The 12947-nt window shown below is 61.4% G+C and carries 10 protein-coding genes, 1 tRNA gene and 1 pseudogene; 10 read left to right on the forward strand and 2 right to left on the reverse strand.

Going from position 1 to position 12947, the window contains the following annotated elements:
- The first annotated feature begins 13 nt into the window (after positions 1 to 13).
- The 9 genes and pseudogenes from FAZ95_RS14150 (at position 14) to FAZ95_RS14195 (ending at position 8791) form a co-directional block, all read left to right on the forward strand.
- Positions 14 to 859: a class I SAM-dependent methyltransferase gene (locus FAZ95_RS14150; protein ID WP_137333041.1), complete on the forward strand. Its 846-nt coding sequence runs from the start codon at positions 14 to 16 to the stop codon at positions 857 to 859.
- Positions 849 to 1295, forward strand: a complete 447-nt coding sequence (rnhA, locus tag FAZ95_RS14155; protein WP_137333042.1) for a ribonuclease HI — start codon at positions 849 to 851, stop codon at positions 1293 to 1295. Before FAZ95_RS14150 ends, rnhA begins: the two co-directional genes overlap by 11 nt.
- 56 nt (positions 1296 to 1351) lie before the next feature.
- On the forward strand, positions 1352 to 2086 hold the full coding sequence (gene dnaQ, locus FAZ95_RS14160) for a DNA polymerase III subunit epsilon (protein ID WP_137333043.1): 735 nt from the start codon (positions 1352 to 1354) through the stop codon (positions 2084 to 2086).
- A gap of 72 nt (positions 2087 to 2158) precedes the next feature.
- A tRNA-Val gene (locus FAZ95_RS14165) sits at positions 2159 to 2233 on the forward strand.
- A 195-nt stretch (positions 2234 to 2428) separates the two neighbouring features.
- Complete coding sequence (locus FAZ95_RS14170) at positions 2429 to 3484, forward strand: aldo/keto reductase (protein WP_137333044.1); 1056 nt, start codon at positions 2429 to 2431, stop codon at positions 3482 to 3484.
- A 235-nt stretch (positions 3485 to 3719) separates the two neighbouring features.
- Positions 3720 to 4433 (forward strand): PadR family transcriptional regulator, encoded by a 714-nt coding sequence (locus FAZ95_RS14175; protein WP_137333045.1) that lies wholly within the window; start codon positions 3720 to 3722, stop codon positions 4431 to 4433.
- A 17-nt stretch (positions 4434 to 4450) separates the two neighbouring features.
- A pseudogene (locus tag FAZ95_RS14180) lies at positions 4451 to 5255 on the forward strand (siderophore-interacting protein).
- A 1196-nt stretch (positions 5256 to 6451) separates the two neighbouring features.
- The gene (locus FAZ95_RS14190) at positions 6452 to 7270 is read left to right on the forward strand and encodes a TetR/AcrR family transcriptional regulator (RefSeq protein WP_175425606.1); all 819 of its coding nucleotides are present in this window, start codon (positions 6452 to 6454) and stop codon (positions 7268 to 7270) included.
- A gap of 975 nt (positions 7271 to 8245) precedes the next feature.
- Positions 8246 to 8791, forward strand: a complete 546-nt coding sequence (locus tag FAZ95_RS14195; RefSeq protein WP_137333048.1) for a hypothetical protein — start codon at positions 8246 to 8248, stop codon at positions 8789 to 8791.
- Between the two features lie 394 nt (positions 8792 to 9185).
- Here FAZ95_RS14195 and FAZ95_RS40695 read toward each other — a convergent pair whose 3' ends face one another.
- Positions 9186 to 9686 carry a CPCC family cysteine-rich protein gene (locus FAZ95_RS40695; protein ID WP_137333049.1) on the reverse strand — a complete coding sequence of 167 codons (501 nt, stop codon included), beginning with the start codon at positions 9684 to 9686 and terminating at the stop codon, positions 9186 to 9188.
- 405 nt (positions 9687 to 10091) lie between these two features.
- Between FAZ95_RS40695 and rpoD the strand changes: the two genes are divergently transcribed.
- Positions 10092 to 12122 (forward strand): RNA polymerase sigma factor RpoD, encoded by a 2031-nt coding sequence (gene rpoD / locus FAZ95_RS14205; protein WP_137333050.1) that lies wholly within the window; start codon positions 10092 to 10094, stop codon positions 12120 to 12122.
- Between the two features lie 105 nt (positions 12123 to 12227).
- Here rpoD and FAZ95_RS14210 read toward each other — a convergent pair whose 3' ends face one another.
- Complete coding sequence (locus FAZ95_RS14210) at positions 12228 to 12431, reverse strand: cold-shock protein (RefSeq protein WP_137333051.1); 204 nt, start codon at positions 12429 to 12431, stop codon at positions 12228 to 12230.
- Between the last annotated feature and the right edge of the window lie 516 nt (positions 12432 to 12947).

A 12947-nucleotide genomic window follows, 5' to 3' on the forward strand; every position in this document is an offset into this window, starting at 1 on the left:
CGCCAATATTTATATGCCTGATCGATCGATTATAGACTGGCCCGCCTGGACCGATTCACCCCCTGGACGCTACGTGCTCGCGTGGGAGCAGGCCCAGCTGGACCGGGTCGTGTCCAACGTCTTCGGCTATCACGCGCTGCAGCTCGGGCTGCCCCAGCTCGACGCGCTGCGCGAAAACCGGATGCCGTGCCGCGGCCTGGTCCTCGACGCCGCCAGCGGCGCGAGCGCACCGTACGAGTACCCGCGCGCGAATTCGCTCACGGGCGACGGCGAGTCGGCCACGCCCAGTGACCGTCACGCGCCCGACGGCCGCGCGACCGTCTGGTGCGACCTGCTCGATCTGCCGTTCGAAGCGCAGAGCGTCGATCTGATCGTGATGCCGCACACGCTCGAATTCACGAGCGATCCGCACCGCCTGCTGCGCGAAGCCGAGCGCGTGCTGATGCCCGAAGGCCAACTGATCATCCTCGGTTTCAATTCACTGAGCCTGTGGGGCGCGCGGCAATCGTTCGGCAAGATGGCGGGGCGCCCTTTCGTTCCCGCAGCCCACGATTTGATCGCGTTCACGCGGCTCAAGGACTGGATCAAGCTGCTCGGCTTCGAACTTGAACGCGGACGCTTCGGCTGCTATCGTCCGCCCCTCGCCACCGACAAGTGGCTCACGCGCTATGCGTTCATGGAAGCCGCCGGCGACCGCTGGTGGCCGATTTTCGGCGCGTCCTACATGGTCACCGCGATCAAGCGCGTGCGCGGCATGCACCTCGTGGGCGCGGTGAAAGTGAAGAAACCGGTCTTGGCGCCGGGCCTCACGCCCGCGGCCACACAGAAAACCCATACCACCCGGAACTATGACACCTGAGTTCATCGAAATCTTCACGGACGGCGCCTGCAAGGGCAATCCCGGCCCTGGCGGCTGGGGCGCGCTGTTGCGCTTTGGCGCGCAGGAAAAAGAACTCTTCGGCGGCGAAGCGTCGACGACCAACAACCGGATGGAGCTGATGGCGGTGATCGCCGCCCTCGAAGCGCTGAAGCGCCCGTGCAAGGCGATCGTCCACACCGATTCGCAATATGTGCAAAAGGGCATCAGCGAGTGGATCCACGGTTGGAAGAAAAAGAACTGGATGACCGCGGCAAAAACCCCGGTGAAGAACGCCGACTTGTGGAAGCGGCTCGACGCGCTCGTGGTTCAACACGAGATCGAATGGCGCTGGGTCAAGGGCCATGCGGGACACCCCGAGAACGAGCGCGCCGACGCGCTCGCGAATCGCGGCGTGGCCACGCTCGCCGAGAGCTGAGCCAGCCCCGCCCTTCCCTCCTTGACCTCGACTGAAGAACCCAGCTATCCGACACCATGCGCCAAATCGTTCTCGACACTGAAACCACCGGCCTCAATGCGCGCACGGGCGACCGCATCATCGAAATCGGCGGCGTCGAACTCATGAACCGCCGGCTGACCGGCAACAACCTGCACTTCTATATCAACCCGGAACGCGACAGCGACCCGGGCGCGCTTGCCGTCCACGGGCTGACGACCGAATTCCTGAGCGACAAGCCCAAGTTCGCCGAGATCGCCGATCAACTGCGCGACTTCCTCGGTGACGCCGAGCTCATTATTCACAACGCGCCATTCGACCTTGGCTTTCTCGATGCCGAATTCGCGCTGCTCGGCCTGCCGCCGTTCACTGAGTCCTGCGGCGAGGTGATCGATACGCTCGTGCGCGCGAAGTCGATGTTCCCGGGCAAGCGCAATTCGCTCGACGCGCTGTGCGACCGCTTCGGCATCAGCAACGCGCACCGCACGCTGCACGGCGCACTGCTCGACTCCGAGCTGCTCGCGGAGGTGTATCTGGCGATGACGCGCGGCCAGGAAAGCCTCGTCATCGATATGCTCGGCGAGGCGACGGCGGAAGGCGGCGAAGCTGGGCCGCGCGTCGCGTTCGAGTCGCTCGCGCTGCCGGTGGTGGCGGCCAGCGAAGACGAGCTGTCGGCGCATCAGGCCGTGCTCGACGATCTCGACAAAGCGCTCAAGGGGACGAGCGTCTGGCGTCGCGAACCCGCTCCGGCGGAGCCAGCGGACGCGACTTAAGCTGCGGATACGCTAATCGCTTAAAAAGTGCTTTACGAGACCGCGAAGCTCTGACATAATTCGCCTCTCTTCGGGTGGTTAGCTCAGCGGTAGAGCACTGCCTTCACACGGCAGGGGTCACTGGTTCGATCCCAGTACTACCCACCAGAATTCCTGGTGTTGGTAAAGACAAGCACCGAAGAAAAAAAGCCCTCGGCGAATGCCGAGGGCTTTTGCTTTGTGCGGCGGGTTTCTGCCACGATCGTCGGAATCGCTTTGGAGTCGCCCAGACCAGCGAACGCCGATTCAGCCGCTGACCTATTCTTAGCAAGTCGTCCTTCCCCAACCCACGGAGACTTGCGAATGCGTTACAACCGACTCGGCCGCACAGGCCTTTTCGTTTCGGAACTTTGCCTCGGCACGATGACCTTCGGCGGAGGCACCGGTATCTGGGATCAGATCGGCAACGTGCAGCAGGAAGACGCCGACCGATTGATCGGCCGCGCGCTCGATGCCGGAATCAATTTCATCGATACGGCCGATGTCTATTCGGCCGGGCTGTCCGAAGAGATCACGGGGCAGGCGCTGAAAAACCTGCGCGTGCCGCGCGAGAACGTCGTGATCGCCACCAAGGTGTTCGGAGTGACCGGGAGCACGCCCAACACGCTCGGCGCCTCGCGCTATCACATCATGGACGGGATCAAGGCGAGTCTGCGCCGCCTGCAGCTCGATCACATCGACCTGTACCAGATCCACGGCTTCGATCCCGCGACACCGATCGAGGAGACGGTCCGAGCGCTCGACACGCTCGTGCAGCAGGGCCATGTGCGCTATGTCGGCGTGTCGAACTGGGCCGCCTGGCAGATCGTCAAGGCGCTGGGTATCGCCGAACGCGGCGGGCTCGCGCGCTTCGAATCGCTGCAGGCGTATTACACGCTCGCGGGCCGCGATCTCGAGCGCGAGCTCGTGCCGATGATGAAGAGCGAGGGACTCGGGCTCATGGTCTGGAGCCCGCTCGCGGGCGGGCTGCTGTCGGGCAAGTACGGACGGCAAACGCAGGCGGAAACCGGCAGCCGGCGCACGACGTTCGATTTTCCGCCGGTCGATCGCGAGCGCGCGTATGACTGCATCGATGCGATGCGGACGATCGCCGAGGCGCGCGGGGTATCGGTCGCGCAGATCGCGCTCGCGTGGCTGCTTCATCAGGAAGCGGTGACGACGATCATCGTCGGCGCGAAGCGCATCGAGCAGCTCGACGACAACCTCGCCGCCACGCAGATCGAACTCACCGCCGACGAACTCGCCCGGCTCGACGACGTCAGCCGGCTGCCGGCCGAGTATCCCGGCTGGATGCTCGCGCGCCAGGGCGAAGCGCGCCGCAACCAGCTGCAAGCGGCTCGCCGGCGGACGAGCGAATAAACGCTTCGCTTCGATCGGACCGGCGCGGCGTGACGAGGAGAAACGTCACGCGCGCCGGTCGCCTGGCCTTCGTACCCCCCCTTCCCCGGCCGCGCAGCCATTTTCTTTCGAATTCATTTCAACAGACCACGACCACCCCGACGCAAAAAATCTCCAAATTTCAGGTTGACTTTGTATCTTTCGATATATATCTTTAGATACGTTTTAAGACACACCCCCATTTGGAGCACCTATCATGCGTCACACTCACCACGCTCGTTACCTTTGGGATCGCGAACCGATGTTCGCGGACGCCTTCTCCTTCCGCGCGTTCTGGCACGCGATCGGCCGCCACTCTCACGGGCGCGGCGGCGGTGGCGGCTACTGGGGCGGCCGCGGCGGCTTCGACGGCGATAACGAGGGCCTGCCACGCGGCCGCAAATTCACCGGCGACGATCTGCAACTGCTGCTCCTCGCGCTGATCGCCGAAGCGCCGCGCCACGGCTACGAGCTGATCAAGGCGCTCGAAGCGCGCTCGAACGGCTTCTACGCGCCGAGCCCCGGCATGGTCTATCCGGCGCTGACGTATCTCGAAGAGCTCGGCTACGTGACGGTCCAGGTCGAAGGCAACCGCAAGCGCTATGCACTCGCCGAGCCGGGCCGCGAGCATCTGGCCGAGAATCGCGAACGCGTCGACATGATGCTCGCGAAGCTCGCGCACATCGCCCACCGGATGGATTCCGTGCGGCGCGCCTATGCAGGCGAAGAAGCCGGCGACGCCGAGCCGGGCGGCTGGCTGCCTGAACTCTACGAAGCGAAGAAGGCGCTCAAGCGCGCGTTGTTCCGCCACGCGAACGCATCCACGGCCGAACAGCAGCGCATCGCCGCGATTCTCTTGCGCGCCGCGGCCGAAATCGAAGGCGGCGCAGGCAAGCCCGCCGGCGACCCGGGCACCGGCGAAACCGTTTGAATTTCTGGGAAGACGCTATGCAGAACCACCCCGAATTGACCGTGACGCGCGTGCGTCACCCGCTGAAATTCCGTCTATTGCAGGTCAAGCGCATCCACACGCTGACGCCGCATCTCAAGCGCATCACGCTGACGGGCGACGATCTCGCCGACTTCGAATCGGCGTCCTTCGACGATCACCTCAAAGTGTTCTTCCCCGAGCCCGGCGCGGACAAGCCGGCGATGCCGGTTGCCAGCCCGGACGGTCCGGTGTTTCCGTCCGACCGCCCACGCCCGACAGCGCGCGACTACACGCCACGCCGCTTCGATCGCGCCGCGCGCGAGCTCGACATCGACTTTGTGCTGCACGACGCGGGTCCGGCCACGACTTGCGCAGCCCGGCCAATACCTCGGCGTCGGCGGCCCGCGCGGTTCGTTTATCGTGCCGACCGGCTTCGACTGGCACCTGCTGATCGGCGACGACACCGCACTGCCCGCGATCGCGCGCCGCCTCGAAGAACTGCCGGCAGGTTCACGCGTCGCCGCGATCCTCGAAGTCGCCGATTTCTCGGCGCAGATCGAGTTCAACACGGCCGTGGATCTCCACGTCGTCTGGCGGCATCGCAACGAAGCGGGCGCGCAAGACGATGCCCTGCTGCAAGCGGTGCGCTACACCTATCTCCCGGAAGGCGACGGCTATGTGTGGGCCGCGGGCGAATCCTCGGCGATCCGCGCGGTGCGTCAGCACTTGTGCACCGAGCGCGGCATCGACAAGACGCGCATTCGCGCCTCGAGCTACTGGCGGCGCGGCGCGGCGGCGGTTCACGAAGCGCTCGACGACTGACCCGCAGCCCCCGCCGGACGGACGTCACACACAACAGGCATCAACCAATATGTACGCCCTTTCCTCCAGCCGCGAGCGCAGCCTGCTATGGCTCCTCGCGCTGACCCAGTTCACGCTGAGGTTTTCTCCCGGTCAGAGAGTGTCAACTTAGTCTAGAAAGGCCCAGTAGGTAAGGCTGCCACCGCGTTTGGGACGAGTTGACACCGACGCAGGCGACGCTTTCGCAACGCTGCCTTGACCTTCGACTTGGGAGGACTCACGGAGGTGAGCACCGACATGCTTGTTGATACCATCGACCGGTTATGGTGGCTGGGATGCTTAAACGTCGAACCCAGCACCGATCGCCGGCTTTCCCCACCCAATACTATGTCGCTCGACCTAGTTCTGTGGTTTATAGCGCAGCCATTATTTGGTCGCAAGTAGGTTTATGCCCTGAGTCATCCTGTCCCTGACCCGACACGGCCGCACATTGCGCACATCACGATTAAGCCTCGGGAATGAATGCGTCCTTGTGACTCCTTCGACGCTACATCGGTGAAATGGGGCCGGATTATCTTGCGCACGCACACGCGGCGCAGGTGTTTCCCTTATCCCTCGGCTCTTGCAAAATAGGTCGAACGACCTATACTAGTTATACGGACGATCGGTGATCGATGACATCGGCTCTGGCTTCGGCAGGCCCTGTGTAGATGCCGGCGACCAAAGTGGCATGCGCTCTTTGACGCCATAAAACAATTGCGAGGGCAGACCGCACACGATCAATAGAACATTGGCGTAGCGCCAAAGACTAGGTCACGACGTCAGAAGTGTTGGGTGATTGGAAGGAGAAGTCGATGGCTACCGCGGGAAAATCGCTGCGCCGAATGGTTGAACACTGGCTTTCCCCCGAGCCTGGGCAACGCGTCCGGGTCACTGAGTTCAGAAACAAACACGCAAGGTATCAGCGCTATGTGCGTATTGAGACATCAAAGGCTAGTGGGCCGGTGGCATTGATCTTCTTTCGCCACCAAGACGGCACGTGGTGCATATACCCACCCCGTCCGGAATTTCCAACGATGCGCGTCGCATAACCGGACATACGAAACCCACGTGCCATCGTTTCCAAATGGATGCGAACGCCGCGTAAGCGGGGCAATACGGATGAGTCTTGCACCAAACTGGTCAAATGACCGAGAATGGCACTATCGCGACGAAACATGTCGACAAATTTGTGGCTCGCGGCCAATCAGACCATGCCCAGAGAAACTTCCCCTCGCGAAGGCCTGTTGCAGAGCCAACTCGCGAAAAACGATGCAGCGACTCAAGCCCTTCCGTTTTCCGAACCAGGCGTCGATTCCGGCAAGCGTGCATTGACGGTACGCGGGCGCAATGCGGTCGCCCGAATACTGAAATGCGCGACCGATATGTTCGTCGCCGAAGGGTACGGCGGAATGAGCATGCGCAAGGTCGCATCAAGTGCCGGTATAGCTCTGTCGAACCTTCAACATTACTTCCCTACTCTCGAGGCGTTGTTCGTTGCGCTCATGAGGCAGGCGATATCGGAGTATTCCGATACATATGACAGCGTTAGACATGATCCGTCACTCACGCCGGAGGAACGTTTGGAAAAGGTCGTCCGGCTGCTGATCGAGGACGACAAGCAGCCAAGGACCCAGAGCCTATTCATTAACATGTGGGCGTTGGCGCAGACTCACGATTTCGCGCGACAAATTATGGAGGAAGCCTACATTTACCAACGACGCTGGATTCGTGGCTTTGTTGAGGCAGTCAACCCCGATTTGCCCACATTGGAACTTTCATGCCGGGCGGCACTGATCACTTGTCAGATTGAAGGTTTGTTGGTCTTGATCCCGCAACGCAATCGATTTCCGTCAGACATCAGGGGAATTGAGGACGAGGCAGTGCGCGCCATTATGGCTCTCGCTCGTGCGGAAAGTTCGCGAGGAACCACTACACGAGGCAAGTCTCTCAAATCTGTCGAGAGGAATCCAACATTCCCCGCTTCCGGAGGCTGAAACTTTCTACCCGTTTTTGATGAGGAAGGCAACGATGGCGGGGATCCACTGTTCTGCGGTGTCCGCCCATGAGCCGACATGGCAGACGCCGAAATGGTTACGTTGCGCGGGTCAGAATAGAGGCCGAGGTGGCGATCGGCAAAGAATGATGGGAATGAATCCAGCGCCTGCGTGCGGCGGGGGCGAAGTATGTCGGCCACAGTCCGCGAACTCGAGTTCGACTACATCGCGGTGGGAGCATGTTCGCGTATGTCGTATTGAATGCCGTACCGGCGCAACATGGCCGGGCAGGCACCGCTGGGGGCCCGGACCAGCGGTATCGTGCGCAATTCGATTTGCAACAGCTATGGCCGCCGACGCTGCTCTTGATCAACGCGAACGGCCCGCTCCTCAGTTGCTCCTTAAGTAACTCCACGCCGTTGGCGGAAGTAGCTGCCGTTATCACCGCAATCGGCTGCCCGACTCGCAAGAGTCTCTAGTCCGACCGCCGCCTTCGCAATCCACTCCAACGCCGGTCCTGTACCAAGTCGGAGGCGTTTTCCGATCAATACCGTCAGGCGGGTTGTCGGCCATAGCCGACTTTCGGGGAGCTGTATTGGTGAGGCGGCTCCGGGCCGCTTTCCAGACGTTCGGACTGCAACCGCGGCGAATGTCGGGTCTCGCCGCCAGCGGATGCGTACTATCGACCCTGACCGGACGATCGAGTTGGCACGAGGCGTATGGCCGTTTCCGGGGTACAGCAGCCATCGCCTTCGTCGCTGCTCCACGATGTTAGCTAGAAGTACGGTAAGCCACGAGGCGTTGGTCCGTTGATGTCGCGGACACCTTGCTGTGTCGCCATCACCTCGGAATCACCATCCACGAGCCTGCGGCCGACGAGCGGATGGTCTGATAGCACTTTGCCCACAACCTGACTTTTCTCGCCGTGTGTCGACTGCACTGCGTTGTTCTAGAATTGTTGATACGGGGGCCAACATGAAACTTGGATTGGTATCTGGACTGCTGAGCGGCGCGCTGCTTGTCGGTTGCATGTCCGCTGGGGTCGAAGTGAGGCCTGAACAGATGGCGGCCTTCCGGCGCGGCGTGACGACGCTTCAAGAAGTGACAGCCACCCTCGGTCCGGCATCAGTGCAGACCGCCTTGGACGACGGTTCGATGCTGCTGGTCTACACGTTCGTAAAGTCGAGGCCGCACCCCGAGAACTATATTCCGATCATCGGATCGCTGATTGGTGGTGCCGACACTCGCTCGTCGGCCGCCGTGTTCCTGTTCGATGCGCGCGGCGTCCTCAAGAGTGCGAACACGACGACCTCGAACGTCGGCACGGGCCTGAGCTCCGACCTGCGCAACGCGCATGCGCCAATTGTTGAGGCACCCGTTCGGCCGGCCGCCGTGCAAAGCGTTGCGGCGCCCGTCGTGGACAAGAGCACTGATCCCGCCGCCGTGCAGAGCGTCGAGCCACTACCGGAAGAAGAGGGCCAACCAGCATCGGATAACAACGTTGGACCGCCACCGGAATAATGCGTCCAGCCTGCTCCGGTCGTTGACCTGCGACAGCTTGTCAATGATGAGCGGCCGGTCGTATGGTACGAGACGCCGTGCAACGAAGGTCTCTTCATGGCCGACTGATGTCTGATGCGGTCGGCCGAACGCGACCCTGAAGAGCCCTTCGGTTTTCCCGTTAACCGACAGTCGTGAGCAACGATTCGTATCGTTCGCTCGAGGCGATCAAATATTTGGCTAGCTTCGCAAGGTCGATATACTTTCGTAGCGGCGGGGGAAAGGACACCCCGTCAGGGGCACCAGTGGGTAATGCCGACCGCGCCCAGGGTCTTGGGCACCGTCTGCGTAAGAGTCAGGCGCAGACCATGCCCCGCCGCAGCGCCTCGTTCAAGCTTGCCGCTATCCGTGGCGACTACACTTGCCGAGCCCAATCTACCTCATCGTCCGCCGGTCTTCGAACATGCGGTAATGCTCTTTCCTCACACGCACCGATCATTTCGTAATTGCGGCGAGCCTCCGAGAGAGACGGTCGATTTGCCCCGCCAGAGAAATCAGGATCGCGTGTTTGAATCAAGTCATCCTCCCAGAAGCAGACCGGGCAGATTTCGTATGATCCAGGACAGAGATCGCGAAGGGTACGGTGGCCACAACACTCACACACTCTACGGTAGCCTGGCATACATCGCTGCAAGTCAGAGTTTGGAATAGTCGCCAGCGCCGATTGGCCTGCCCCAAGCGGGAATTCGACTTCATAAGCGGCAACCAATCCGAGACTTGAATGGACGAGCACGACCGTTCCTACAGTTCCTGCCCTCACGCGCAGTGTCGACATCTCGCCGATCTTTTGCGCTTCTACATCCCGGGTAGGGACAACCAGGTCATTTTCCGAGATTGATCGATTCTCTTGAGCCATTGTTGGAATACGTCGGTATTACGACGCCTCGATTTCCCTGACGCGGATTGTCGAGGATCTACACCCGCATGTCGACTGTCCGCTCCTGGCCGATGGTGTCCAGGATCTCGCCATGTTCTTGCTGAATCGCTCTCTTCGGCCAGTTCCGGACGCAAGCAAGGCTTGCATGGGCTGCGACCCTCGACGCCTCTGATGGCGTCGCTGCCTCATTGCCCATCTCACGACCAGCCGTGCCACGCGATCGTCAGCAGCCGCGCAAGGGCACTGTCAACCTGCAAGTCTGGTATGATCCGCAATCCCGCCAGCTGCGCGCACAGCATTCCACGCGAGGCATCCCGGCCTCGACTGCCCGTGCGTCATTCCACGATTCCTTTCGCAACCCGGCAGGCAAAGTGACCTGCTGCCATGCTCGCGCCGATCGTCGGCCAACCTCTCGAGGAGAATGTATTGGCAAATCCTGATCGGGAGGATTCCGCGCCCCGCGCCGTTGCAGTGGCATCAAAAGCTGGTCGCCGAGTCCCAAAGGGAAAAACCTTGTCCGTCGAAACACCGCTGGACGTGGTGTCGATCGCGCTCCGGGACGAGGAGCGTCAACGCCAGATGCGCGCGCTGATCGCGCTTGGCCGTGAGCGGGGCTACCTCACACATGCGGACATCAACGACCACCTGCCCGACAACTTTACGCAAACGGCTGCGATGGAGACGATCGTCAGCACGTTCGGCGACATGGGCGTGGCAGTGTACGAGCAGGCGCCTGACGCCGAGACGCTCCTGTTGAACGACGCTGCTCCTGCCATCGCTTCAGACGATCAGGCGGACGAGGAAGCCGAAGCTGCGCTGTCAACGGTCGATTCGGAATTCGGCCGCACCACGGATCCGGTCCGGATGTACATGCGTGAAATGGGCGTCAGAGAACTGCTGACCCGCGCCGGCGAAGTCGAGATCGCGGTACGCATCGAAGACAGCTTGCAGGACATGATTCAGGCGATCGCCGCGTGCCCGTCGATCGTGTCCGCGATTCTTGCCGATGTGGACCGCATCGTCGCCGGCGAACTGCGAATCGACGAACTGGTCGATGGCGTCAGCGGGGACGCCGACGGAAGCGAAATGACGCAGGAGTCGGAAGAAGATGACGTGGATGCACACGCCTCCGACGATGATCCGGACGGTGACGACACTAAAACGGACGCTGAGGACTCGGAGAAGGCGAGCGCAGCCCGCCTCGAACAGCTCAGGATCCACAGTCTTGCGATCTTTGCGCGCGTGCGCGCTCTGTTCGAGCAGTTGCCGGATGTTCTCGTTACTGGAAAATCCCGTTCCGCGGCGGTTGCGCAAGTGCGCTCGGAGATACAGCGTGAACTGGCGCCGATCCGCTTTACGGCCAAAACCATCAACCGCATGTGCGCAAGTGTGCAGGAACAGGTGATTCAGGTTCGTGCGATCGAGCGCAGCATCCTGCACATCGTCGTCGACCGGTGCGGCATGCCGCGCGAGGTGTTTATCGAGTCGTTTCCGGGCAATGAGACCGACCTTGAATGGACCCGCCGTATGGCGGCGGCTTCGAAGCCGTTTGGCGCGGCACTCGAGCGACAATTGCCGGCGATTCAGGCCGAGCAGCAGAAGCTCATCGACCTTCAAGCCAAGTTCTCGCTGCCGCTCCAGCAACTCAAGCAGTTCAACCGCCAGATGAGCGCCGCGGAGTTGGAAATGCGGCAGGCCAAGCGGGAGATGATCGAGGCGAATCTTCGTCTCGTCATTTCAATTGCCAAGAAATACATGAACCGCGGCATGCAGTTCCTCGATCTGATCCAGGAAGGCAATATCGGCCTGATGAAGGCGGTGGACAAATTCGAATACCGGCGCGGCTGGAAGTTCTCGACGTACGCCACATGGTGGGTCCGGCAGGCCGTCTCGCGCGCGCTTGCCGATCAGGCGCGGACCATTCGTGTGCCGGTGCATATGATCGATGCGATCAACAAGTTGCACCGGATTTCGCGCGAAATCCTGCAGCAGACGGGAGAGGAGGCGCATCCTGCGGTTCTCGCGGGGCGCATGAAGATGTCCGAGGAAAAGGTGCGCAGCATCCTCAAGATCGCCAGGCAACCCATCTCGCTCGAGACCCCTGTGGGCGACGATGGCGACGCGACACTCGGTGACATGATCGAGGATGCCTCTGCAATTTCACCGACAGAGGCCGCCAACCACGCGAACATGCGCGCCGCGATCGATGAAGCGCTCGGCGCGCTGTCGCCGCGCGAGGCCAAAGTCCTGCGGATGAGATTCGGGCTCGATACGACCGCCGACCATACGCTTGAAGAGGTCGGCAAGCAGTTCGACGTCAGCCGCGAGCGGATCCGCCAAATCGAGAGCAAGGCGATGCGCAAACTGGCGCATCCCAGCTGCGCAAACAAGTTGAGACCCTTCCTCGAGCGCTGAACAAAGTCGGGAGTGACGTCCCTTCGACTCTCTGCTCCAAACCCGCAGCGAGCACGCGCCGACCTGATCGCTACCCTGACATGACGTGTTCGCGGCGCGGAAAACTTACAGCGGCTTGATGTTGGCGGCCTGTTTCCCCTTGGGGCCTTGCTTGACTTCAAAGCTGACCTTCTGGTTTTCCTGAAGTGATTTGAAGCCGCTTCCCTGCACTTCGGAGAAGTGCGCGAACAGGTCTTCGCCGCCGTCGTCCGGCGTGATGAACCCGAAACCCTTCGCATCGTTAAACCACTTGACGGTACCTGTTGCCATGTTCTGAATGTTCCAATGAGACTAGTTGTAGATGACACGACCTGCCTGCGCCGATCGTGCGGCTATCTTGTATCACAAGTGAGCCGTCGCAGACAAACTCAGTTTTTTGTTCGGGCCCGACGACCTGTAGCTTATGACGCTCCGCGGGATCCGGGCCGTTACATGCTGCCCGTCTAAGGCGGTGCGCAAACGCGGTCCGCTTTGTCGCCCGTGGGCCGGCAGTTTCTGTTCGTGCTGCGGATAACGCCGTACGCAGCGGCGGGAGGCAGCCCGCAACGATCCCACACTGGATTGTCTGCCGCCGCGAGGATATTGAATTCGGGCTAGTCGCGGAAAGCGATGCCTGTGCAGAGTCTGTGAACAGACTGGTTGAGCGGTAGCGTATGGCACTCGATAGCGAGCACGTCGGTCGGATCGACATCGTTGTGAGGGGTCATAGTACTGTCGACGGGCACCATGTGCCGGTGGACGTCGTGACGCCGCGGCGGCATCAGACATCAGACTATTCCTAGCCAA

This window comes from Trinickia violacea (assembly GCF_005280735.1).
Taxonomy (GTDB): Bacteria; Pseudomonadota; Gammaproteobacteria; order Burkholderiales; family Burkholderiaceae; genus Trinickia_A; species Trinickia_A violacea.